The 24,598-nt window shown below is 62.5% G+C and carries 21 protein-coding genes; 14 read left to right on the plus strand and 7 right to left on the minus strand.

Annotation, left to right across the window (positions count from 1 at the left end):
* Nucleotides 1-16: 16 nt before the first annotated feature.
* From WBN73_RS14460 to WBN73_RS14470, 3 genes are read right to left on the minus strand one after another with little or no spacing between them, the layout of a single operon-like run.
* On the minus strand, nt 17-1,393 hold the full coding sequence (locus WBN73_RS14460; protein WP_337340551.1) for an aspartate ammonia-lyase: 1,377 nt from the start codon (nt 1,391-1,393) through the stop codon (nt 17-19).
* Nucleotides 1,390-2,805, minus strand: coding sequence for an aldehyde dehydrogenase family protein (locus WBN73_RS14465; protein ID WP_337340550.1), 1,416 nt, complete (start codon nt 2,803-2,805; stop codon nt 1,390-1,392). Before WBN73_RS14465 ends, WBN73_RS14460 begins: the two co-directional genes overlap by 4 nt.
* Nucleotides 2,798-3,844, minus strand: a complete 1,047-nt coding sequence (locus WBN73_RS14470) for a homoserine dehydrogenase (protein ID WP_337340549.1) — start codon at nt 3,842-3,844, stop codon at nt 2,798-2,800. The genes WBN73_RS14465 and WBN73_RS14470 overlap by 8 nt, the downstream gene beginning before the upstream one ends.
* A gap of 159 nt (nt 3,845-4,003) precedes the next feature.
* Here WBN73_RS14470 and WBN73_RS14475 point away from each other — a divergent pair, with 159 nt between their 5' ends.
* Nucleotides 4,004-5,038, plus strand: a complete 1,035-nt coding sequence (locus WBN73_RS14475; RefSeq protein ID WP_207597331.1) for an AAA family ATPase — start codon at nt 4,004-4,006, stop codon at nt 5,036-5,038.
* Between the two features lie 6 nt (nt 5,039-5,044).
* On the opposite strand, the gene WBN73_RS14480 is transcribed toward WBN73_RS14475, so the two are convergent.
* Nucleotides 5,045-6,073: a DUF808 domain-containing protein gene (locus WBN73_RS14480; protein WP_207597332.1), complete on the minus strand. Its 1,029-nt coding sequence runs from the start codon at nt 6,071-6,073 to the stop codon at nt 5,045-5,047.
* A 207-nt stretch (nt 6,074-6,280) separates the two neighbouring features.
* On the opposite strand from WBN73_RS14480, the gene WBN73_RS14485 reads away from it, so the two are divergent.
* From WBN73_RS14485 to WBN73_RS14530, 10 genes are all read left to right on the plus strand, one after another.
* A complete protein-coding gene (locus tag WBN73_RS14485) occupies nt 6,281-6,409 on the plus strand; it encodes a hypothetical protein (RefSeq protein ID WP_337340548.1) in 129 nt (42 codons plus the stop codon).
* 166 nt (nt 6,410-6,575) lie between these two features.
* Nucleotides 6,576-7,643 (plus strand): LacI family DNA-binding transcriptional regulator, encoded by a 1,068-nt coding sequence (locus WBN73_RS14490; RefSeq protein ID WP_207597333.1) that lies wholly within the window; start codon nt 6,576-6,578, stop codon nt 7,641-7,643.
* 80 nt (nt 7,644-7,723) lie between these two features.
* On the plus strand, nt 7,724-9,394 hold the full coding sequence (locus WBN73_RS14495) for an ABC transporter substrate-binding protein (protein ID WP_280627859.1): 1,671 nt from the start codon (nt 7,724-7,726) through the stop codon (nt 9,392-9,394).
* A 301-nt stretch (nt 9,395-9,695) separates the two neighbouring features.
* Nucleotides 9,696-10,673, plus strand: a complete 978-nt coding sequence (locus WBN73_RS14500) for an ABC transporter permease (RefSeq protein ID WP_337340547.1) — start codon at nt 9,696-9,698, stop codon at nt 10,671-10,673.
* Between the two features lie 11 nt (nt 10,674-10,684).
* Entirely contained in the window at nt 10,685-11,620 is a 936-nt protein-coding gene (locus WBN73_RS14505) for an ABC transporter permease (protein ID WP_337340546.1), read from the plus strand.
* Nucleotides 11,617-12,579 (plus strand): ABC transporter ATP-binding protein, encoded by a 963-nt coding sequence (locus WBN73_RS14510; RefSeq protein ID WP_207597337.1) that lies wholly within the window; start codon nt 11,617-11,619, stop codon nt 12,577-12,579. The genes WBN73_RS14505 and WBN73_RS14510 overlap by 4 nt, the downstream gene beginning before the upstream one ends.
* Entirely contained in the window at nt 12,576-13,670 is a 1,095-nt protein-coding gene (locus tag WBN73_RS14515) for an ABC transporter ATP-binding protein (protein ID WP_337340545.1), read from the plus strand. Before WBN73_RS14510 ends, WBN73_RS14515 begins: the two co-directional genes overlap by 4 nt.
* Nucleotides 13,667-15,217: a glycoside hydrolase family 32 protein gene (locus WBN73_RS14520; RefSeq protein ID WP_337340544.1), complete on the plus strand. Its 1,551-nt coding sequence runs from the start codon at nt 13,667-13,669 to the stop codon at nt 15,215-15,217. The genes WBN73_RS14515 and WBN73_RS14520 overlap by 4 nt, the downstream gene beginning before the upstream one ends.
* A gap of 145 nt (nt 15,218-15,362) precedes the next feature.
* Nucleotides 15,363-16,787 (plus strand): glycoside hydrolase family 32 protein, encoded by a 1,425-nt coding sequence (locus WBN73_RS14525; RefSeq protein WP_337340651.1) that lies wholly within the window; start codon nt 15,363-15,365, stop codon nt 16,785-16,787.
* Nucleotides 16,788-16,910: 123 nt separating this feature from the next.
* On the plus strand, nt 16,911-17,639 hold the full coding sequence (locus WBN73_RS14530) for an SDR family oxidoreductase (RefSeq protein ID WP_337340543.1): 729 nt from the start codon (nt 16,911-16,913) through the stop codon (nt 17,637-17,639).
* A 156-nt stretch (nt 17,640-17,795) separates the two neighbouring features.
* On the opposite strand, the gene WBN73_RS14535 is transcribed toward WBN73_RS14530, so the two are convergent.
* Together WBN73_RS14535 and WBN73_RS14540 are read right to left on the minus strand one after the other, a co-directional pair.
* Nucleotides 17,796-19,244, minus strand: a complete 1,449-nt coding sequence (locus tag WBN73_RS14535; protein WP_337340542.1) for an SLC13 family permease — start codon at nt 19,242-19,244, stop codon at nt 17,796-17,798.
* A gap of 12 nt (nt 19,245-19,256) precedes the next feature.
* The gene (locus WBN73_RS14540) at nt 19,257-20,375 is read right to left on the minus strand and encodes a PrpF domain-containing protein (protein ID WP_280627863.1); all 1,119 of its coding nucleotides are present in this window, start codon (nt 20,373-20,375) and stop codon (nt 19,257-19,259) included.
* 227 nt (nt 20,376-20,602) lie between these two features.
* Between WBN73_RS14540 and WBN73_RS14545 the strand changes: the two genes are divergently transcribed.
* Complete coding sequence (locus WBN73_RS14545) at nt 20,603-21,541, plus strand: LysR family transcriptional regulator (RefSeq protein ID WP_337340541.1); 939 nt, start codon at nt 20,603-20,605, stop codon at nt 21,539-21,541.
* Here the strand turns inward: WBN73_RS14545 and WBN73_RS14550 are convergent, their stop codons facing one another.
* On the minus strand, nt 21,542-22,318 hold the full coding sequence (locus WBN73_RS14550; protein ID WP_207597344.1) for a type 1 glutamine amidotransferase domain-containing protein: 777 nt from the start codon (nt 22,316-22,318) through the stop codon (nt 21,542-21,544).
* Between the two features lie 128 nt (nt 22,319-22,446).
* On the opposite strand from WBN73_RS14550, the gene WBN73_RS14555 reads away from it, so the two are divergent.
* Both WBN73_RS14555 and WBN73_RS14560 read left to right on the plus strand, forming a co-directional pair.
* On the plus strand, nt 22,447-22,872 hold the full coding sequence (locus WBN73_RS14555; protein WP_207597345.1) for a ChaB family protein: 426 nt from the start codon (nt 22,447-22,449) through the stop codon (nt 22,870-22,872).
* A 174-nt stretch (nt 22,873-23,046) separates the two neighbouring features.
* Nucleotides 23,047-24,597, plus strand: a complete 1,551-nt coding sequence (locus tag WBN73_RS14560; RefSeq protein ID WP_337340540.1) for an ABC transporter substrate-binding protein — start codon at nt 23,047-23,049, stop codon at nt 24,595-24,597.
* Nucleotide 24,598: the final 1 nt, after the last annotated feature.

The raw sequence follows: 24,598 nt of genomic DNA on the forward strand, positions 1-24,598 counted from the left end.
ATCGTTTATCCCGGTCTCAGGCCATCATCAGGGCCTCGACCTGCTCGGGCAGCAGCAGGCCTTCACTGACAGCGACGTCGACGACGCTCTGTCCGGACACGAGCGCCTTGTGGGCGATGTCGGCCGCAACGGCGTATCCCAGCACAGGGAGCAGTGCCGTGGCTTGTGCTGTGGAGGCCCGTGCCCTGGACCGCAGCAATGCTTCGTTCGCTTCGATGCCCTCGACGCATAGGTCCCGCAGAACATCCGTGCTGTTGGTCAGCCAGTTCATTGATTGCAGCAGGGAGTGGGCGATGACCGGTTCAAAGGCGTTCAGTTGTAGCTGTCCGTTGTCGGCAGCCATGGTGACAGTGAGATCGGCCCCGGCAACGAAGAACGCAACCTGGTTGACGACCTCCGGAATCACCGGGTTGACCTTGCCGGGCATGATCGAGGAGCCCGCTTGGCGCGGGGGCAACCGGATTTCGGCGAGCCCTGTTTGGGGTCCGCTGGAGAGCAGCCGAAGGTCGCTGCAGATCTTGGAGAGCTTGATGGCAGTGCGTTTGAGCGCTCCGGAGAACGTCATGAACGCGCCGGTGTCCCAGGTTGCTTCAACAAAGTCGTGGGCACGGTCCAGTTTGACCCCGCTCACCACCGAGAGCTTGTCAATGACGCGCTCCACATACCGCGGGTCCGCGGTGATGCCGGTACCGATCGCCGTTGCACCCAGACTGCATTCCCGCAACAGCGCGGCTGCCTCGCGCAGACGCCGTTGGTCTTCCTCCAGAGTTACCGCGAACGCGGTGAATTCCTGGCCGAGGGTCATGGGAACTGCATCCTGAAGCTGCGTGCGACCAATTTTCGGGATGGCCGCGAAGGCCCGGCCCCGTTCGGCGAATGATTCTGACAACAGGGCCAGGCGCTCCAGGAGGTCCTCCAACGCGAACACGAGGGCCAACCGCACCGCTGTCGGGTAGACGTCGTTGGTGGACTGGCACTTGTTGACGTGCCCGATCGGGTCCACCACATCGTAGGAGCCGCGGGGGTGGCCCAAGGCCTCCAGGGCGAGGTTGGCGATGACCTCGTTGGCGTTCATGTTGGTCGATGTCCCGGCGCCACCTTGGATGACGTCGACGGGAAAGGCATGGTCAACGTCACCGGCGGCCATTGTGTCGCAGGCTTCAGCGATGGCCTTGCCGACTTCCGACGGAATCAAGCCCAGCTCGGCGTTGGTCAGGGCTGCAGCCTTCTTCACGAATGCGAGTGACCGGACGAGGTGCCGGTGGGTTCCCAACTGGATGCCGCTGATCGGGAAATTGAGGATCGCCCGTTCAGTGTGGATGCCCCACAAAGCGGATTTTGGGACAGCCAAAGAACCCAGGCTGTCGTGCTCGATTCTGACCCCTGCGCTCATGAAGCGATCGCAATGACTTTGGGCTGGGTCATTTCCTCGTAGGCGAAGTGGACGCCTTCCCGGCCCATGCTGCCGTACTTGGAACCGCCGAACGGCATCGCATCATGTCGGTAGTCGGAGGAGTCATTGATCATCACGCCGCCTGCGTCGATCGCCTTGGCGGTGGCCAGGGCCCGACCCAGGTCCTTGGTGAAAACCCCTGCCTGGAGGGCGTATTCGCTGTCGTTGGCCAGTGCGATGGCTTCCTCGGCGGTGTCGAACGGTTCGACGAGGACGACCGGGGCGAAGAGTTCCTCGCTCCAGGCTTCGCAGCTGCGGGGGACTCCTGTGAGAACAGCGGGTGTGAGGACCGGCCCGTTCAGGGTCCCTCCCGTCAGCAGTCGCGCCCCGGCGGCTACGGCCTCCTCGATCTTCCGTTTCGCTTCGGCGGCGGAGGCGCTGCTGATCATGGGCCCGACGTCGGTGTGTTCGTTGCTCGGGTCGCCGGTCTTAAGTGCCGCGGTTTGGGCGACGAAGGCATCAAGGAACGTGTCGAAGACCGATCGTTGGACAAGGATCCGCTGGGCGCCGATGCAGTTCTGCCCGGCGGCCCAGAAGGAGCCGGACACGCTGGCTTCGACGGCGGCTGGGATGTCGGCGTCGTCGAAGACGATGACGGGTGCGTTGCCGCCAAGTTCCATGGACAGGCGCTTGATTCCGGCATTCGCGGCGATGGCCCGGCCGGTGGCGAATCCTCCGGTGAAGGAGACCATGCGGACCAGTTTGGAGGAGATGGTGGTTTGCGCGACCGTGCGGTCACCCAGAACAACGGTGACGAAGTCTGAGGGCAGTCCGGCCTCGCGAAGCAGGTCCACGAGGAGGATGGCCGTCAACGGTGTCAGCTGCGATGGCTTCAGGATGACGGTGTTCCCTCCGGCGATTGCCGGACCGAGCTTGTGGGCCACCAAGTTCAACGCGTCGTTGTAGGGCGTAATCGCTGCGATGAGCCCCAGTGGTTCACGGGTGAACCATCCCTGGCGGTTCTCAGAACCGGCGAACGAGTCGAACGGAACGACTTCACCAACATTCCGGCGCGTTTCCGCAGCGGAGAGCTTAAGGGTGTTCACCGCACGGGAAACCTCTTTGCGGGCCTGCTTGATGGTTTTCCCGGCTTCGGCAACAATCAGTTCGGCGACCTTCTGCGACCGCTGCTGCAACAGGTCCGCGGCGGTGTCCAGAATCCTGCCACGCTCGTGGCGCGGCAGGGCTGCAGCTGCCGGAGCGGACGCAGCGGCACGGATGAGCTCGACACGTACATCCGCCTCACTGCACTGGGGCAGGGTAGCCAGAACGGTACCGTCAAACTTGTTGCGAACCACCAGATCGTTGGTTGTGGCTTCGCTCTTGGCCTCGGCGATGGCTGTTTCAGGCACGGACGGCTCCTTTGGCGAATTCGTCAACGGCGATGATGTCGGAAATGAGGGCGTAGGCGGTCTCGACGCGTCCGGCTCCCGGACCGGAAACGGTGACGGCCCCGAGCAGGTCGGTGGTGAAGGAGACGGCGTTGGTGGCACCGGAAATCCCGGCCAGCGGGTGGTCCGCCGGAAGGGCGATCGGCTGGACGGAAGCAGTGATGCTGCCATCGCTCTCGCGGCGGGCTTCACCGATCAGCTTCCACCGGAAACCGCTTGCCAAGGCCTGGGCGACGTCATCACTCTTGATGTCCTGGATACCGGTGGTTTCCACGTCATTGGGGTGGATGGTGGCACCGAGCAGTTCGTTGGCCAGGATGGCGACCTTGAGCCGGACGTCGGAGCCTCCGATGTCGGCGGTCGGATCCGCTTCGGCGTATCCGAGATCCTGGGCCTCTGAGATGGCCTCGTCCAAGCGCAGGCCGGCTTCCATACGCCCCAGGACGTAGTTGCTGGTTCCATTCAAGATTCCCTGCACGGCGTTCAGCTCCAGACCTCCGAGCATCTTGTGCGCCAAACGGATCACGGGCGTGCCGCTCATGACAGCGCCTTCATACTCAAAGCGAACGCCGTTGTTGGCGGCGAGCTTGGACAATTGAGTGCCTTGCAAGGCCACCGGCCCCTTGTTGGTGGTCACCACGTGCTTGCCCGATTCGATGGCCCATTTCACGTGCGAAACGGCCGGTTCCCCGTCAAGGGGGCTGGTGAAGGTGGCTTCGACCACGATGTCGGCGGGGCTGTTCTTGATGACGTCTTCGTTGCGGGGGTCGGAGCTGCCGCCCGGGAGTCCGTCGAACGAAGATCCGCGAGGCATGGCCAAGACAGCGGCAAGATCGATGCCATCGCCTTGGACGAGCGAGCCAAAGGCGAGGTCGGTAATGGCCACAACGCGGAGCTCGAACCCGAGGGAAGCGAAGCGCTGCGGTTCGTCGCGGATCAGTTCGGCCAAGGCGCGGTTCACGCCTCCGAAACCAATCAGGGCCAGGTTGTAAGTAGTCACGTTGATCTCCTTGGGTAGGGCGGTGATGCTGTCCTCCAAGCTTCAGTCCGCGGAGTGTCAGTTACTTATGGGCGAATCGCCCGCCGAAGATGCCGAAACGCCCAAATGCGGGCAGTTTGATCCGTGGCCGCTTCATATCGCGAGGACTACAGTGGATGTATGGCTGCAAGCCGCAATCCGCTCGATGAGCTGAGGGAAACGATTGGCCATCTGGCCAATCAGCTCAAGCTGCCAGGGTCGGAACGCGTTGACGACCTGGTGGGCGATTTCATCGGTGCGCGGCCCGGTCCCGCCCGGCCGCTGTCCGAAGTGCAGGCCGAGCTCGATGCGCTGGTCGGGCTGGAGACCGTAAAGGAACAGGTCAGGGCCTTGGTGGCATTGCTCCAGGTCCAGGCCCGTCGCAAAGCCCACGGACTGCCGGAGGTGGCCACATCCCAGCATCTTGTATTTCTCGGAAACCCGGGCACGGGCAAGACCACCGTGGCGCGCCTCCTGGCCGAAATGTACCGTGCAGTGGGCTTGCTCCAGAAAGGACACCTGGTCGAGGTGGACCGTTCCGGCCTGGTGGGTCAGTACGTTGGGGCAACTGCCATCAAGACGGATCGGGTAATCCGGCGGGCGTTGGACGGCGTCCTGTTCATCGATGAGGCCTACGCGCTGGCCCCGGAGGACGGCCGGATGGATTTCGGCCCCGAGGCGATCGAGGTCCTGCTCAAGCGGATGGAGGACCACCGCCACCGCTTGGTGGTGATCGTGGCCGGTTACCCGCGGCTCATGGAGTCTTTCTTGCTCTCCAACCCCGGGCTGCGGTCAAGGTTCGCCCGCGAGATCACCTTCCCCGATTACTCAGTAGACGAACTGGAGACGATATTCCAGCAGATGCTGGCCCAACATGAGTACACGCTGGAGCCAGGCGCGGGTCAGATGTTGCGCCGCATCCTCGCCGGGCTTCACGCAGGAGAAGACTCAGGGAACGCCCGCTTCGCCCGCACCTTGTTTGAGCAGTCACTGAATCGCCAGGCGCTGCGGCTGACGCGCGACGAAGAACCGGGCCTCGACGCACTTGATCGTGAAGCGGTCATCACGCTCACCGAGGATGACATCGTCGGGGCCGCTCTGGCTCTGGGCCAGGAGCCGCAGCCGGAAGCCATCCCGGAACCGGAGCCCTCACGCTGGTGGCGCTGGCTTGCCTGACCTGAATCAGGCCTTATCCTTCTGGCTATGATCGCTTCCGGGCCGGTGGCCGGAGATCGCAGCACGGACATCGCCTTCTTTGTGTGCGTCCTTTTTCTTGCCGAACGGCAGCACTTTGAGAAGCGGGTGCAGGATGACCATGATCACCAGGCCCCAGATGGCGCCGAGAATGGCTGAGCACAGCGTGTTGACCAGCCATGCGAGGAAGCCACCCACAACGGGGATTCCGGCAAAGGGTGTCTCAAGGACATGAACAAGGTCGTACGGGCCGTGCCAGCCGAGGTCGTGTGCCCCCTGCAACATGATGTGGCCGCCAACCCAGAGCATGGCGATGGTCCCGATGAGGGTGATCGCGGCCAACACGGCGGGCATTCCCTTGACGAGAAGCCGGCCGAAGCGCTGTGAGCCCGCGGAGTCCTTGGTGGTCAGGTGCAGGCCGATGTCATCCATCTTGACGATCAGTCCTACCGCACCATAGACGATTACCGTAATGGCGATCGCTACGACGACGAGGATGAACGCCCGGGCCCAGAGGGACTCGGTGGCTACCTCGTTCATGGCGATCACCATGATTTCGCAGGACAGGATGAAGTCGGTGGTGATGGCTCCCTTGGTCACCTTGGCTTCGGCCTCAGGGCCGCGTTGGACAGCTGGTGCCTTCTCGGCATCATCAGCATGGCCGCGGAGCTTGTGCCAGACCTTTTCGGCGCCCTCGTAGCAGAGGTAGGAACCGCCCAGCATGAGGATGAACGGAATGATTCCCGGGATGAAGGCGCTGACGAGCAGCAGCGCCGGCAGGATGATCACCAGTTTGTTGCGCAGCGAGCCCCAGAAGATCTTTTTGATCATGGGCAGTTCGCGGGATGGGTCAGCCCCGGACACGTACTGCGGCGTTACGGCGGCGTCGTCGATCACTACGCCGGCAGCTTTGGCCCCAGCCTTGGCGGCTCCCGCTGCGATGTCGTCCACCGATGCGGCCGCGATGCGGGCCAGGGCAGCAATGTCATCCAACAGGGCGACGAGACCGCCGCTCACAGGGCTGCTCCGTCCTGGTCAAGGCCGGAAGGCTGGGCGTGGATAACTGGTACAAGGAGCATGAAGGGCATGCTCGGATTATACGTTGGCTGGTAAAACCGGGGATGGCCGTGACGCGCCTTAGCCCGGACATTGCCACCTGAAATATACCTATGCGCGGGTTTTGCCTGCCAGGCATCACCGGCGTGATCCACCTATGCTGGCTTCATGTCTACTGATGAAGAGAAGGATCCTCCCGTACCTGCTGACCTTGAGGGCAAAATGCCGAGAAAGGTCCACGACGCCTCCCGGCACGACGAAAAGGAAACAACCAAGGAAGAACCTGACGAAAGTTAGTTGGTCGGAGGCGCTCAAAGGAGTGTTGACAGACTCGAAGTAACGCGGGTAACCTGAGTCACATGCTCGCTTAGTAACGCGCGTTACCATCACGCATTACAAGGCAAGCGAACCAGACAAGGAAGGTCTGGCGCACGACTCAGAACACCGAACACCGGAGCATTCGATGGCGAAAAGCACCACCCCCGGCACTGCGGCCGTCCGGCAGCGCGGAGTCACCATGAAAGACGTCGCCAAACATGCCGGTGTTTCCCGGACGGCTGTTTCCTTTGTGCTGAGCAACCGCGAAAATGCCAGCATCTCAGAGGAAACCCGCACCCGGATCAATGACGCCGTGCAGGAATTGGGCTACCGCCCCAATGCCGGCGCCCGTGCGCTGGCATCACAGCGCAGTGACTGGTACGGAATCGTGACGGAGATCGTCACGGCACCCTTCGCCGTCGACATCATCAAAGGCGCGCAAGACCAAGCCTGGCTTGACCGCCGGTTTCTGCTCATCGCGCCATCCGACCAGGCCGATGCCGTAGGACCCAACCAGGGCCTGGAGGATGCTGCCATCGAAAAACTGTTGGAGCAACGAGTGGAAGGGCTTCTCTACGCAGCCACCTTCCACCGGGGCGTCCGGGTTCCAGAGAGCGCCAACGAAGTACCCACCGTCCTGATTAACTGCTACGACGCTGATGGAAAACTGCCCTCGATCGTCCCGGACGAACGTGGGGGAGGCAGAGTCGCCGTCGAACGTTTGCTCCAAGCCGGCCACTCGCGGATCGGAATCATTAACCTTGACCCGGTTATCCCTGCCGCAGTAGGCCGGTTGGAAGGTGCACGCGAAGCACTTTCCGCTGCCGGACTGGAGCTTGACCCGGACTTGGTGGTGTCCGGATACGCAACGGCGGACGGCGGTTACGACGCCGCATGCCGGATTCTGGACCGCTATCCACCGAAGGACAGGCCAACGGCCCTGTTTTGCCTCAATGACCGCATGGCGATGGGCGCTTATGACGCCATCAAGGAACGGGGACTGACCATCCCCGGGGACATCGCCGTGATCGGCTTCGACAACCAGGAACTCATTGCGGCCTACCTCAGGCCAAAACTGACCACGGTTGCGTTGCCATTCGAAAAAATGGGCGCCTTGGGTGTCCAAACGCTTGCCGCTCTTACAGCAGGACAGCCGATCCTTGCCGACCAGCAATTGGTCGACTGTCCGCTGCTAGAACGCTCTTCGGTCTGACCGCGAAATCAACCTCGAAGAGCAAACCCCTTACCCACCCCTTCACCTTGGACGATGAAGATAGGAAAGAGATAACCATCATGACACAACCCCGATTCAGGGCTGCCCGGATGACGGCGGCGAGCCTTGCAATAGGCGCTATGCTTCTCACCGGTTGCACCGCGAACGTTGCCAAGACCAACACGTCCGACGCCGGCGCGAACGCCGGCGCGTTCCTCACCATCCCGCGTGAAGACATGGGCACGTTCGTGCAGAACTTCAATCCGTTCGCCCCCACGGTGAACCCCATGGTTCAGCAATCCATCTACGAATCCCTCCTCATCTTCAACCCCGCCAAGGGTGACACGGTGCCGTGGCTCGCCACCGAGTGGAAGGCCGCCGAGGATGGCAAGTCCGTCACGTTCACCCTCCGTGATGGTGTGAAATGGTCCGACGGGCAGCCTTTCGTTGCAGACGACGTTGCCTATACGTTCGAACTTCAGAAGAAGATCAAGGGCGGCTTCGAGTACTTGGACACCGTCACCGCCGAGGGCAACAAGGTCACTTTCACCTTCAACAAGCCGTGGTCCCCGGCCCTTTACGACGTCGGCCACATCACCATCCTGCCCAAGCACATCTGGTCCGCTGTGCCGGACCCGGAAAAGGATGCCAACGCCAAGCCCGTGGGCACCGGACCATACACCGAGGTTGACAGTTTCCAGGCACAGTCCTTCGTGCTGAAAAAGAACCCCAACTACTGGCAGCCGGAAAAGCAGAAGATCGCCGGTATCAAGATGCTCGCCTTCGCAGGAAACGACGGCGCCAACCTCGCCGCAGCGAACGGCGACGTGGACTGGGCTCCCCAGTACATCCCCAACATCGAAAAGACCTTCGTCTCCAAGGACAAGGAACACCGTCAGTACTGGTTCCCGGCTACGGGTGCCATGATCAACTGGCAGCTCAACACCACCAAAGCGCCATTCAACGATGTTGATGTCCGCAAAGCACTGAGCATGGCAGTTGACCGCGGGCAAGTCACTAAAATCGGCATGAGCGGCTACGCCAAGCCGGCCGACTGCACCGGGCTGTCCGGCAACTACGAGACCTGGAAGAATACCCAGGTCAAGGACAACTGCACGTGGACCAACCACGATGTCCAGAAGGCCAACGAGCTGCTGGACAAAGCCGGCTACCCGAAGGGAGCTGACGGAAAGCGCACGCTGAAGGACGGCAAGCCTTTCGAATTCAAGATCTCCGTGGGTGCTACTTCGTCCGACTGGCTGTCCGTGGCCAACGTCATCTCGCAGAACCTTGCAGAAGTCGGCGTCACCACCAAGGTGGAGTCCCCGGACTGGGCCGCTGTGGTTGCCGGCTACGAGACCGGCGACTTCGACTCCGGCATTGTCTGGAGCGCCAACGACCCCAGCCCGTACAAGTACTTCAACACTTCCATGGGCACAAGCACCGTGAAGCCCGTGGGCACCAAGACGTTCGACAACTACCACCGGTTCGGCGACACCACGGCGGATGCCTTGCTCGCCGACTTCGCAGCGGAGGCCGATCTGTCCAAGCAGAAGGACATCGCCAACAAACTGCAGGAACAGTACAACGACGTCGCGCCGCTGGTGCCGCTGTTCTCCGGCCCTGAATGGGGTGCCTTCAACGACACGCGCTTCACCGGCTGGCCCACCGAGGCCAACCCATACGCCACTCTCTCGGTCCGGTCGCCTACCACAGTGCTGGTCCTGACCACGCTGGAACCGCGCAAGTAGTCCCCACCGCCGCCCTAACCTCGCTGCGCTTCGGCCAGGGAACCCGGGCGGCGTGGGCCCACCCACCGCCGCCCTCACCTCGCTGCGCTTCGGCCAGGGAACCCGGGCGGCGTGGGCCCACCCACCGCCGCCCTAACCTCGCTGCGCTTCGGCCAGGGAACCCGGGCGGCGTGGGCCCACCCACCGCTTGAGGCCCAGTCGGGCCTCACCGCGCACGCCCGGCGGTTCTACGCCGCTGACCCGGCCGACTCCGCCGGGCGTGCCTCCCATACTTTCCGCACTTCCCGAATGGAGGGAAACCGTGCGCTTCATCCTGCGCCGCCTGGGTTTCTACCTGATCGCCTTCTGGGCGTCCATCACCCTGAATTTCCTGCTTCCGCGGTTCATGCCCGGGGACCCCGTCTCCCGCATGTTCGCCCGTTCCCAAGACCGGATGCAGCCTGAACAGATCGAGGCCCTGCGCAAGCTGCTGGGTGTTGACGACCGGCCCCTCTGGGCTCAATACATCGATTACCTGCACAACATCTTCACCGGGCAGATGGGTGTTTCCATCTCCCGTTTCCCCACCCCGGTGACCGAGGTCATTTCGTCCCAGATCGGTTGGACACTCTTGCTGGGCGGTACCGCACTGGTCATTGCCGCCGTCGTAGGAAACCTGCTGGGCATCCTGGCCGCCTGGCGGCGCGGCGGAGCGATCGACTCCGCACTTCCGCCGGTGCTGGTGTTCATCGGCTCCTTCCCGTACTTCTGGCTCGCCATGGGCGCTCTCTACCTGTTTGGCGTGGTGCTGGGTTGGTTCCCGATCCGCCACGCGTTCACGGACGGTTTGGAGCCGGCGTTTACTTGGGAATTCATCGGCGACGTCGGTGCGCACCTTGTGCTGCCGGCGCTGACCATTGTGTTGGTGTCCATCGGCGGCTGGATGCTCGGCATGCGGAACACCATGATTGCCACCAATTCCGAGGACTACATCACCATGGCCGAAGCCAAGGGACTCCGTCCGGGCCGCATCATGCTCCGCTACGCAGCACGCAATGCCATGCTTCCCTCCGTCACGAGCTTCGGCATGGGACTGGGATTCGTGGTGGGCGGCGCCCTGCTCACAGAGGTGGTGTTCGCCTATCCCGGCGTCGGCTACCAGCTCCTCAACGCTGTCCAAGGCCTCGACTATCCGCTCATGCAGGGCCTGTTCCTGACCATCACTGCCGCTGTTCTGCTTGCCAACTTCCTGGTGGACATCCTCTACGTCCGCATCGACCCGCGCGTGCGCAGCAACTAGAGGGACCGATCATGACAACCGCACTTCTGAAGCAGCCAACTCCAACGCCGGTCCGCAAGCCGAACCGCAGCTTCGTCCACGGCCTGCTCACCAACAAGAAAGCCCTGACGGGCATGGCCGTGATGATCATCTTCATCGCCTTGGCCTTACTGGCACCGATCCTGTTTCCCGGCGATCCGTCGCGGATCACGGCCATGGCTTCACTGGAACCTTCAGCCGAGCACTGGCTGGGAACTACGGCCAAGGGACAGGATGTCCTCGCGCTGACCGTCCATGGTTCGCGGAGCTCACTGTTCGTGGGCCTGACAGTGGGCGTGGCATCCACTTTCATCGGTATCCTGGTGGGCCTTGCCTCGGCGTACTTCGGCAAATTCATTGACGAAGCACTGTCCCTGGTCACCAATGTTTTCCTGCTGCTGCCCGGCCTGCCGCTGTTGGTCATCCTGGCCGCGTTCCTTCCGCCGGGACTGGGGACCGTAATCCTGGTACTCGTGGTGACCGGATGGGCCGGTTCCGCCCGCGTGTTGAGATCGCAGGCGTTGTCCATCCGTTCCAAGGATTTTGTGGCTGCAGCCGTGGTGTCCGGCGAACGGGCCGGCCGGATCATGTTCCGCGAGATCCTGCCCAACATGGCCTCGATCGTCATGGGTACGCTCCTGGCTTGCGTCATCTACGGAATCGGCGCCCAAGCAGGCCTGGAGTTCCTGGGCCTGGGCGATGTCAGCACTGTCTCCTGGGGCAACAACCTCTTCTGGGCCGGCAACGAAGGTGCACTGCTCACCGGAAGCTGGTGGGTCTTTGTCCCCTCCGGCGTGTGCATCGCGCTGGTGGCTTTCGCCCTCGCCCTCATCAACTACGCCGTGGACGAGGTCACCAATCCGCGGCTTCGGAAGATCAAAACGCCTAAAACAACACCCACGAACACCGAAAGGAGCACCGCCAAATGACCATCTCCCAAGTTTCTTTCGGCTCCCGCCAACCGGTCCTTGACGTCAAGGACCTCACCGTCAAGTACATCGGTGACACCCGCTCCACCACCGCCGTCGACCGCGTTTCCTTCAGCATCGGCACCGGTGAGGTATTCGGCCTTGCGGGGGAGTCCGGCTGTGGGAAGTCCACCATTGCCAACTCCATCATGAGGCTCCTGAAGGATCCCGCAAAGATCGCAGGCGGAAGCATCTCCTTTGGCGGCAAGGACGTCCTGGCCATGAGCCCGGAAGAGCTGCGGCGTTTTCGGTGGCAGGACGTTGCAATGGTGTTCCAGTCAGCCATGAACTCGCTCAACCCGGTGCTGACCATCGGAGAACAGATCGTGGACATCTTCACCACCCACGCCGGTTACTCCCGTAAAGAGTCGATGAGGCGTGCCGGTGAGTTGCTGGAACTTGTAAGGATCGATCCCGCACGGCTGAAGTCCTATCCGCACCAGCTCTCCGGCGGTATGCGTCAGCGTGCCGTTATTGCCATGGCCGTTGCGCTCAAGCCATCACTGTTGATCCTCGACGAACCCACCACCGCGCTGGACGTGGTGGTGCAGCAGGAAATCATGGCCCAGATCAAGGAGCTTCAGCGCGAACTCGGCTTCTCCGTCCTTTTCATCACGCACGACATGTCCCTGATGGTGGAACTCTCGCACCGGATGGCCGTGATGTACGGAGGCCGGATCGTGGAAACCGCCAAAGCCCAGGACGTCTACGCCACCCCCCGCCATCCGTACACCCAGGCGCTGATGGGCGCATTCCCGCCGCTCACCGGTCCACGCGTTCCGCTGACGGGATTGCCCGACGGCGTGAAGTTCCGGAACATCCCGGACCTCGCCGAGGTGACACCCGGCCATTTTGTGGCTCCGTTCGGTGGCGACGCCCCGGTGGTTGATTCAGCAAACCTGGAAGGAGCCGCACGATGAGCCACTCCCTGATGAGCCCATCGGCCGTGTCCACTACCGGCACCCCCGCCCTTGAGATTCGAGGCTTGGGAAAGACCTTCCCGATGGGCGGCCTGTTCTCCCGCGGGTCCGTCCGCGCTCTGCATGGGGTTGATCTGACCATCCACCAAGGCGAAATCGTGGCCCTCGTGGGGGAGTCCGGTTCCGGGAAGAGCACCCTGGCCCGCTGTGTCGCCCGTCTGGAAAAGCCGAGCTCCGGGGAGATTCTCATTGACGGCGTCGATGTCCTGAAGCGGGATCGTTTCCAGGCGTCGCGGGCGTTTCGGTCCCAGCTGCAGATGGTGTTCCAGGATCCTTTTGGCTCCCTGAACCCGGCGCACAGGATCGAGCATTTCCTGCGGCGCTCCCTGGCGATCCACGGGAAGAATGGTGGTTCCCAGGAGGAGACCCAGCGGCGGCTTGAGGAGCTCATGACCACTGTTGGCCTGGAGGCCGACATGCTGAACTCGTATCCGCACGAGCTCTCCGGCGGTCAGCGCCAACGCGTTGCGATAGCCAGGGCGCTCGCCGTTGAACCGCAGGTCATCCTGGCCGATGAGCCTACCTCCATGCTGGACGTTTCCGTACGGATCGGCGTTCTGAACCTCATGCGCAAGCTCCGTGACCAGCAAGGCATCTCCATGCTCTACATCACCCACGACCTCGCCTCCGCCCGGTACCTGGCGGACCGGACCGCGGTCATGTTCGCCGGTGAACTGGTGGAGGAAGGGGAGTCCCTGGACCTGTTGGCCAACCCCGCGCATCCGTACACGCAACTCCTGGTGTCGGCTGTCCCGGATCCCGCCCGGGCAGGCTCGTACGATCCCGTCCGTAGAGCCGAATTGCGGCAGGCGGTCATGGCTTCCACACACTGCGCTTTCGGCGGCGACCCGGACCAGGCGTGCTCGGACAAAGCACCCGTCCGTCATCAGGTGGGGGACCCCGAAAACCGTCACTGGGTCCGCTGCCACCTGTACCGCCCATGGGCCGCTGCCGGCGGCCATGCCCTGGCGAGTGAACCACTCCACCCCGGCCACCCGGCGTCGATCGCTCAAGAAGAGGCTTCCGCATGACTGAACTGACCCATCCGCTCGCCACCGTTCCGCAGGATGAGCTGGTGGCCCGCGCCGAAGCCGATCCCCTGAGGCCGCGCTTCCACTTTGTCTCACCGGCCGGTTGGCTCAACGACCCCAACGGTGTCAGTCACTGGGACGGCACCTACCACCTCTTCTATCAGTACAACCCCGAGGGCGCTTTCCACCACCGCATCCAGTGGGGCCACGCCACCAGCACCGACCTGGTCACGTGGATTGACCAGCCTGTTGCTTTGGAACCCTCCGAGGGACCTGACGCCGAGGGCTGCTGGTCCGGGGTGTTGGTTAACGACGGCGGCACGCCCACCTTGGTGTATTCGGGCCGCGCAGAGGGCAAGGAGTTGCCGTGCGTCGCTGTAGGAACCCCTGACCTGCTGAGCTGGACCAAGGACCCCGGGAACCCTGTTATCGGTGCCCCACCTGCCGGCGTTGACATCACGGCCTACCGCGATCATTGCGTATGGCGCGAGGGAAGCACATGGCGCCAGCTGGTGGGTTCAGGAATTCGACACCTCGGCGGCACGGCGTTCCTTTATGAGTCTTCGGACCTGCGGTCTTGGGACTACCTGGGCCCGCTGATGATCGGGGATGCCTCGCAGGGCGACCCCGCCGACACTGACTGGACCGGGACGATGTGGGAATGCGTTGACCTCTTCCGGGCAGGGCAGGGATCGTTGGGGTCTGCGCCCGCTGACGGCTCGCCGGATGTGCTGGTCTTCTCCGCGTGGGACGACGGCGAAACCCGCCACCCGCTGTATTGGACCGGCCGCTACGGCGGCGATACGTTCGAGCCGGATACGCTGCACCGATTGGACTTCGGAGGGCGGTTCTTCTATGCACCGCAATCGTTCCAGGATGAGTCCGGCCGGCGTGTCATGTTCGGCTGGATGCAGGAAGGGCGAAGCGATGCCGCCATGGTGGAAGCGGGCTGGTCGGGCGTCATGAGCTTGCCGCGCGTCGCCACGTTGGCGCACGACGGAACCCTGGAGTTCGCACCGGTTCCCGAAGTAGAGAAGCTGCGCAGAAGCCTCTTCAGCGTCCCCGGCCACGTGATGGTGGGGGCGGGTACGTCCGTGGAGACCGGCGTGTCCGGTAACCAGCTGGACCTTGAACTGGATGTGCAACTTGCACCCGGGGCAGAGGTCCGGCTCGGAGTGCTGGCGTCGTCGGACGGGGCCGAGGAGACAGTGATCGTGCTGGACCGGGCCGCTGATGGGACCCCCGGCGGCACCCTTCGCCTGGACCGTACGCGCAGCAGCCTCGACCCCACCATCGATGCGGAAGACAAATCCGGGCCCCTGCCGATGACGGACGGCCGGGTGCGCCTGCGCGTGTTGGTGGACCGGTCCGCCGTCGAAATTTTCGCCAACGGCAAGCCGCTCACGGCCCGCGTCTACCCGACCCTGGGCGGCGAGCGCGTGACGCTGGCAGCCACTGAAGGGTCGGCGCGGCTCCTCTCCTTCGATGCCTGGACGATGGCCGGGATCTTTGACAGCGCCCGCAACCTCATCCCGAAAGGACTGTGAACCCATGGAAATCTCATCACCGATTACCCGCCGTGGATTACTGACGGGCGCCGGCGCGGTTGCGCTGGGCGGGTCCCTGGCGCTGTCCAGCCCTGCAGAGCCCGCCATGGCGGCGGGTGGCCCAGCCTCGAAAGGATCATCGCGGATGCGCCCGGTCTATCACTTCAGCGTGCCTGACAACTGGAAGAACGATCCCCAGCGACCCATCTACCTCGATGGGGAGTACCACTACTACTACTTGTATAACGCTGACTACATCAACGGCGGTGGCGGCACGTCATGGCGCCGTGCCACCACCACTGATCACGTCGCGTTCAGGGACCGCGGGGTCGCGGTGCCGAAGTTCAGCAATTCCAACGGCGACTGTTGGTCCGGATGCCTGGTGGTTGATGAGCGGAATACTGCGGGTTACGGGGCGGGTACGGTGGTGGCACTCGTCACCCAGGCGCCGGAGGGCCGGCAGGCACAGTACCTCTGGTACTCCACAGACAGGGGCCGGTCCTTCATATCAGGTGGCCAGGCTCCGGTTTTGCCCAACCCGGGGGTTCACGATTTCCGCGATCCCAAGGTGATCTGGGACGAGGACCGCAACCGGTGGTTCATGGCCAACGCGGAGGGGCAAAAGCTGGGTTTCTACACGTCCCCGGATCTGCGCTCCTGGACGCGGGTTGGCGAGTTTCTGCGCAGCGATTTGGGGCTGCTGGAGTGCCCCGACCTCTTTAGGATGACCGCCGACGACGGCACCCGGCACTGGGTGCTGGGCACCAGTGCAAACGGCAAGGGCCGCGGACTGCCGGCAACCTATGCCTACTGGACTGGAGCTTTTGACGGCAGCTCCTTTGCTCCAGACCATCCTGAGCCGGAATGGCTCGATTACGGCTTCGACTTTTATGGCGCAGTAACATATCCGCATCACGACGCGTCGGGGGTGGAGGACCCAACCCTCCGACGGGCGATTGGTTGGGCAAATTTCTGGGACTACCCCCACAACACGCCAACCCTTGCCACTGAGGGCTACAACGGCGATGACATGATCGTCCGGGATATCCGGCTCAAGCGTGGCAATGGCGCCTATTATCTCGCCTCCGCCCCCACCTCTGCGCTGGGTGACCACGTAACGCGAACACATCGCGTGGGTGACGTGGCGGTTGCGGGTACACATGACCTGGAGATTCGCTCGACCGCTTACGACCTCACGTGCGAACTGGTGTGGGATCCGGCTGCGCCGCCCGCCAATCTCGGGTTGGAGGTCTGCCGAGCACCCGGTGGCGGCAGGCACGTGGCCGCGGGGGTCTTCCTGGGTGGCCCGTTCACGTACGTCAATCGCCGCCCCACGATCAACCCGACAGCCGGCGAAACGCAAACGCCGGTGGACCCTGCCACAGGCCGCCTCACGCTGCGGATCCTGGTGGATCGAACCAGTGTGGAAATACTCGTTGGAGATGGGCGCGTGGTGCACTCGCACCGGGTGTTCCCCCTTGAAGGCGACGACGGCATCCGTCTTTACGCCCATGAAGGAACAGCGACGTTCCGGGATATGACCATCAGGGAACTCAAGGTCACGCCGTAGCACTGGAGGGCGTGGGGGAATAACTACTGAGAGCACTCAGTTATGAGTGAAGTCAATAAGTGGTTTTCCCATCAGGGATCAGTATTCCCCCACAGCCCAGCCCACCAGGAAGAAGTCCCCATCATGCCTTCACTGAACACGTCCGTCTTGACTGATGCAGTTGTCCTCGTCACTGGGGCCAACGGTGGCATTGGCACCCACTTTGTCCACGAGGCTTTGGCCCGCGGTGCGAGCAAGGTTTATGCCACGGCGCGGAATCCGCGCACGTGGGGCGATGATCGCATCGTCCCGCTCACCTTGGATGTCACGGATCCGGCATCCGTTCGGGCGGCCGTCGAGGCTGCGCAGGACACAACAGTCCTCATCAACAATGCCGGTGCCAGCACACCGACGCCTGGCATCCTCAGCCACACGGATGAGGAGATCCGGCACAACGTGGAGACCAATTTCCTTGGGCCGTTGTTCCTGGCCAGGGCCTTCGCTCCGGTCTTGTCCGCCAAGGAGGAGTCGGTGCTCATTGACATTCATTCCGCCCTGAGCTGGTATGCGGTGGCAGGGATCTACAGTGCCACGAAGGCGGCCCTGTGGTCAGCCACGAACTCCCTGCGCCTTGAACTCGCCGCCGGGAACGTGCATGTCGTGGGGGTCCATGTTGGCTACGTTGACACCCCCATGGCCGCGCACTCCGCCGAGCCGAAAACCGCCCCCGCGGACTTGGTGGCAACCATCTTCGACGCCGTCCAGGCCGGCGAGTATGAAGTCCTCGCGGATGAGACATCCGTGAACCTTAAGGCCGGACTTAGTGCCCCTGTGGAAGCCATCTACCCACAGCTGAAGCGCGTCAGTGCCTGAAACCAAAGGCAGGGACACCTCAGTGGTGGCCCTGCCTTTGGTGCGTATGGTGCCGGTCCCTGCGCCCGAGGTTCGGGCTTCCTGTTGCGACGGTATGCAGGTACGATCCCCTACGCTTGCCGAACCTGTACTTCGGCGGTCAGTGGGGTCCAGGACTTACATGATCCCGGTGGGAACCAGCAGTGCCCAGGCCAGTGCGGGTGCTACGAGGACCACACCGCCGGCGTACACCATCAGTTGCTTGTAGACACGCTGGCGATCGTCTTCGCGGGCATTGGCGACAACCAGTGCGCCGTCGGTGGAGAACGGGGATACATCGACGACGGTCGCGGCGATAGCCAGTGCTGCCACGGTGCCCGAGGCGCTCAGTGAACTGGTTGCAAGCAACGGTCCCGCCAAGGGGATGAAAGCCGTGAGCAGGGCGGTGGAGGATGCAAAGGCCGAGCCGACGCCGATGACGTAGCAAAGAACCAGTGCAATGAGGAGCGGGGCTCCGAGTGCCAGTGCCTGCTCGGCGAGCGTATCGATGACGCCTACGTGCTGCAGCAGGGATACGTAAGTGATCATGCCGGCGACCAGGAGCACGGTGGACCAGGAGACTCCGCCGATGAACGTCTGGTGTTCCTTGATGTTGACCAGCGCCAAGAGCAGTCCTGCGGAGAGTGCCACGAAGCCGATAGGCATGTGGAAGCCCAAGGCGCAGACAAGCATTGCGACGATCAGTGCCAGCGTGAGGATCTGCTGGCCGTGTGGCCGGGCGGTATGCGTGGTGTCCAGGTCAGCGAGCTGGCCTGTGGCGCCGTCGCGGATCTTGCCCAGGAGGGCAAACAGCACCACTGTCAAAACTGACAGGATGAGGTTCAGCGCAAAGCTTGCGGCGAAGAGTGAGCCCTGCGAGATGGGGAAGCCGTTCTTCACTGCGATGTCGTGGACCAGAACACCCGCCACTGACAGCGGTGAGAATCCACCCGCATGTGCTCCGTTGATGATGAAGGCACCCATGAGGACGGGGTGGATGCGTGATTCATAGGCCAGCCCTATGGCGGCAGGGGCAAGAAGGGCGACGGCGGCAGGGGAGAAGGTGCCAAGGGCTGTCAGCGATGCTGCCAGGAGAAAGAACACCCAAGGCAGGAGCATGGTCTTGCCGCGAACCAGCCGGACACACGTCTGGACGATGATGTCGATGGTCCCATTCCGTTGGGCCATGCTGAAGAAGTACGTGACACCGATGATGGTGATGACGATGTTGGCAGGGAAGTCCGCCAGGATTTCCTTGTCCGTCATGCCCAGCATGAAGTAGCCAACGCCGAAGGATGCTACCAGTCCCATAACCCCGATGTTCAGCGGCCATTTCGTGGCGACGACGAACATCACCACGAGGATGACCAGCGGGATGATCTGGATGGCAGTCATGGTCGGCTCCGATTCCGGGGTGGCCGCCGGGTTGAAGATGGCGCCCCCGAACAGGATGGCAACCAGGCCCAGGATCACGGAAGCGGCAACCGTTACCAGCAGGATACGGCGGTGGCGGTTGGGACTGCCGGAATTCTGATCCCGGGTTTCGCTCTCCGATTCGGGAGCTGGTTGGTAAGTAACTTTAGCCATGGTGGTGTCTCCTCATTGAGTGGCTGATGCCAGCGGGGCTTCGACGGCACTGCCGAGAGCCTCCGGGACGTGAATGATGCTGGTGGCGATGGTGCGGGCGGTCCGGTCGACGCCCACCAGGAGGGAACCGTCCCGGTGTTCGGTCCAGGTTTCAATCACGCCGGCCGGCGTGCGGAGTTTTAGCGTGGGGCGGGAAGGGATACCGGTAATGTGGTTCAGCACTGTTCCCGGGGTGCGGGCGGCCAGTGTCAAAGCGATGCTTCCCGTGATGGCCAACGCCGGATGCGGTTTGCCCATGGAGAGCATCATGACGTTGACGTCGCCTTCCAGGTCCTCCCCGGTGGGTGCGCCCACGATCGCAAGCTTGGGGACGGCCCGCGCGGCTTGCGAAGGACTGGCCGCCAGGCCCATCCGGACAGCTGCGAGGCGTCGGATCATGTCCAAAGTATCCAGCTGCAGTTCGACGCCGGCACTCCAGGTTTCATAACGGGCAGTGTCCAGTCCCAACTCCTCGGCACGCACCATGACCACCGGCGCACCGGCGTCGACCATTGATACCGTCCACCGGGTGCCGTTTGCGACAATGACGTCCGTCGGCGCGCCGGTAGGAAGGAGCTTGCCGGTGGTTTTTCCTGCCGGATCACGGAAGCCAAGACCCACCCTGTAGCCAGGAAAAACGACGCCGGGCATGTCTGCATCCGGAATGATCGGCAGTGCGCCCTCGGGGGTCGAAACCCGTTGGATGATGATCTGGCCCGTATTGGTGTTGCGGGTGACGATGCGGGTGGAATCGCCGTCGGGCGAAACCCAGCCTTTTTCAATGGCGTAAAGCCCCACAACCGCGGAGCAATTCCCGCAGTTGCTTCCCCAGTCCACGGCTGCCTCTTCGATGCCTACCTGGGCGAAGGTGAATTCGACATCGACTTCATCGTCGTCGGGCCGACTGAGGATCATCGCCTTGCTGGTGGTGGAGGTGGCCCCGCCGACCCCATCGATCTGGCGGGAGTCCGGGCTTCCGAAGAGCCTGGGAAGCAGCTCGTTGACGTCGGTGCCGGCTTCTTCCAGATGAGCAGTTTCAAAGACCCAGCACTTGCTGGTGCCCCCGCGCATCCATTCCGCTTCTATCTTCATGGTGTTCCCTGCATCTCGGTGATGTTCTTCTTGTACGAGGATGATCGGGATCACAAATGAAGACAATGTTGGATATATGATGGGGGCTGAAGGGATGCTTAATTCACAAGGGTGTCAGCTCACAGTGACTGGATTCGGATACGCCAATGTCTGGAAAAGCTGGCTCTGTGGCAAGTCGGTCTCCCGTAAATACAGTGAATGAACCACTTGGACAGGAGCATGAACGCATGCTTAAGGATGAAAACGCCGAACTATTCGATGTCCGGCGGCTTGCGCTGCTGGTGGAAGTGGTCGAGCAGGGATCGATCACCGCTGCGGCCGACACCATGCTGTATACGCCATCGGCCGTTTCGCAGCAGTTGCGCAAGCTCGAGCAGGAAGTCGGACAGCCTCTCCTCAACCGCCGTTCGCGCGGCGTAGTCCCCACCGAGGCCGGCCAGATACTGGCAGGGCACGCCCGGAAAATTGTTGGGCAGATGCGGGCGGCCCGCGCGGACCTGGACCAGATCGCGGGGCTGCGCCGCGGGTCACTGACGGTTGGTACTTTTCCCACGTTGGCGGGATCGTTTCTCCCGCTTGTCATCCGGGCATTCAAGAAGCGTTACCCCGCCATTGGACTTTCTGTGCGCAGTGCCCGCTTCGACGAATTGGTCTCGGACCTTGAATCCGGGGTAACGGGACTGTGTCTGCTGTGGGATTACCCTTGGAACCGTTTCAGTGATGAGTCCATCCGCATCACTGAGGTCTTCCAGGAGAGCACGGTGATTCTCGTGGCCAAGGGGCACCCCTTGGCTGACCGTGAGGAAGTAAGTATGCGTGAACTCCGGAAGGAGTCATGGATAGTGCGCGCTGAAGCTCATCCGGTAGTGGAAGTGTTGCAGCGATCTGCCCACGATGCTGGTTTTGAACCAAACATCGGGTTCCTGGCCAACGACTACCAGGAGGCGCAGGCCATGGTCAGCGTGGGCATGGGCGTGGCAATGGTGCCTAAGACGGCTGTTGCACTCCAACATCCCGATGTCCGCGTCCTCAGTTTGGGCCCGGACGCCCCCTTACGGCGGGTACTTCTGGCCCAGCGCCAGGACAAGGTCTACGCCCCCGCCGAAGTGGCATTCCACTCCACGCTGGTGGAAATCGCCCGCGAACGGGGGCGCGACTACTTGTAATCAGTGGTCGGCGTCGGCATCAGCCTTCCGGGCGCTTTTCTCTGCGTCCTTCTCCGCACGCACTGCTTCTGCCTCGTGTTGCTCTTCTGCCTTTTCCTGGTGGATGACTTCGGCGAAGAGCTTTTCCATTTCCTTGGCCACGCCAGCGGCCGAGGCGGGGTTCTGGCCCGTAACCAAGCGGCCGTCCACCGCTACCTTCTCCTCGAAGACCCCTGCGGAGACGTGGCGGGCCCCCTGTTCCTCGAGCCGGTCCGCCAGGAAGAACGGGATGACCTTGTCTTTCCCCGCAGCCACTTCTTCGTCATTGGTGAACGCGGCTACGTCGCGGCCTTCAACCAGCCTGAACCCGTTGTCCAGTTCTACGTTCAACAGGCCGGCCGGCCCATGGCAGACGGCACCGACCAGACCGCCCGCGTTGTAGACGCTGGCCACCAGATTCTGCAGGCCTTCGCTGTCCGGGAAGTCCCACATGGTCCCATGGCCGCCCACGAGGTAGATGGCATCGTACTGTGCGGGGTCTACGACGTCGACGCGTGCGGTGTTGTACAGGCCGGCGCGTGTTGTCTCATCCTGGGTAAAGGCAACCTGGATGGGATCGTCCGTGTCCACTTCGTCGCGCGGAGGTTGGCCTCCTTTGATGGAAGCAAAATCGACGAAGTGGCCTGAGTCTTTGAAGACCTTCCAGGGATGTGCGGCCTCTGCCACGTTGTAGCCGGTCTTCTCTCCCGTGTCGCCGAGCTCGGAAACGCTGGTTAGTACCATGAGGATTTTCTTCATGAAGTGCTCCTTTCGTCCTCCTCCACCCTACGCCCCCATCAATTCCGGTCCTTTAGTAGGCTGAACGAGCATCCATGCGTCTGCTGTCGCATGCTGTAGTTGTTCCCTGGATCAGGAGAGTGAGTGCCATGCCCAAGACCGGCAAGAATGATCATGCACGGAAAAACGAGTTGCCATCGACGCTCCAGCGCTCGGATCAGAAGGCCCAGGACACGTTCGCCAAGACCTACGACTCGGCGATGGATTCCTATGACGGCGATGAGGGCAGGGCCGCCCGCACGGCTTTCGCGTCGCTGAAGCACAGCTACGAGAAGGTGGGCGACCATTGGGAACCCAAAGAGGAAAATGGACCTTCCGATGACCACGCGGCTGGAGGGGCCAGCTCGGATAAGCCCACTGCCGGCGGAGTGGACGCCAACGCTTCCAAGGAGCACCTCTACCGGCGGGCCCGCGAGCTGGACATCAAGGGCCGTTCAACCATGAACAAGGATGAGCTGGTCCAGGCACTGCAGAAAGCCAATGACGCGGCTACCCGGAAAGCCCGGGAAAGCTGAATCTGGGCGCAGGATGCCGCAGCGGGCGAATGGTTGGGCTGGGTGATGTCAGGCACATTGTGACGCGTCTGCGAAGCGCCCGGTTTTTGCTGTTGCGCCGAGGTAAGGCTAACCTAAATAGTCTCCATTTCCCCATGCCCTCCCGTTCCGGGCATACATCGCAGGCGGTTCCCTTTGCGCAAACTCAGCCGTTCCACAGCAGCCCTTGGGGTCGCTGCACTTCTTTCCCTGACCGGTTGTGGTCTTAGCGGTGGACAGACAGGCGCCACCGGGAAAGTGGCCGATACCAACCAGCGCATCGTCGTGGATAACTTCCGGGCCCCCGTGGCCAACTGGGCCCTGGAGTCCGATGCCGCGTACATTCTGTCGTTGTCCGGCTGCCTGGAAACCCTGACCAAATATGATTCCGCCCAGGGCAAGGTGGTCCCGTTCCTGGCAACTGAGTGGAAGCAGGTCTCACCACTTGAGTGGGACTTCACCATCCGTGAAGGCGTGAAGTTCCAGGACGGTACCGATCTCACCGCAGAGACCGTCGCCGCTTCGCTGAACTCAGTCCTTAAGGCCAAGGTGCCTGCAAGGGCGTTCAGCCCGGGCATTGTCAGTGGAGTCCAGGCAACTGACGCCAAGACCGTTCGCGTCACCACGCCGGTGGAGAATCCGCTGGTGCCGTTCCGCTTGGCGAGCGTCAACACGGGCATCCTCGCGCCTGCTGCCTATACCGGTGCCACGGTGAGTCCCTTCGGCCACTGCACGGGACCGTTCACCCCAGTGTCTGAGAAGGCGAAGCAGTCCCTGACCCTGGACCGCAACGAGAATTACTGGGGCGGAAAGGTGCAGTTGGCTGGCGCAGAAGTCCGCTTCATCACCAATGGCGCTACCAGGGCCGCGCAAGTGCAAACCGGCGAGGCCGACATTTCCTTGTCCATTCCAGCCTCCGCACTGTCCACGCTTGAGAGTGCACCCGAGGTGTCCGTCCTGAAGGCAGATTCACCCCGCACGGCCACCCTGTACATGAACAACGGCAGGGCACCCTTCAACAACGTGGATTTCCGCAAGGCACTCCGGTCCGCTCTGGACCTGGAAGCCCTGGCCGCCAGCGTCTACGAAGGCGCGGCGTTGCCTGCAGCTGGTCCCATCGCGCCCTCCGAACCATGGGCATCCAGCGAAGCCAAGACTCCCAAGCAGAACCTGGACGAGGCGAAGAAGCTCCTGGCCGATGCCGGCTACACCGCGGACAGGCCGCTGGAGATCATCGCCATCGTGGAGCGGACGGAGTTCGCCGACGTAGCAACGGTGATTCAGGACAACCTCAAGGACATTGGTGTTCCAGTGACCATCCAGGCCAAGGAATACGCCTCGGCTGAACCGGACGTTCTGGCTGGCAACTATGACATGATCCTGAGCCAGCGCAACCGGCTGATTGACATTGCCGATCCCATTGGCTTCCTGACGGCCGACTACACCTGCAAGGGCACGTACAACCTGAGCCACTTCTGCAACGAAGAGTACGACGCAATCATCACAGAAGCTGCCCGGACCTCCACCACTGAGGAACGGTACAAGCTGTATGGCAAAGCCGGTCAACTCCTGAACGACCAAGCCGTGAACCTGTGGCTGGTCAATGAACAAGCCACGGACGCTGTCCGCAGCAACGTCCTGTCCTACGTCCAGGACCCGCTGTCCCGTTACGTCCTGACCGCGCAAACGGCCAAGGCCGGCTCCTGAC

The sequence above is a fragment of the Paenarthrobacter sp. CCNWLY172 genome (genome assembly GCF_037402035.1).
Classification (GTDB): domain Bacteria; phylum Actinomycetota; class Actinomycetes; order Actinomycetales; family Micrococcaceae; genus Arthrobacter.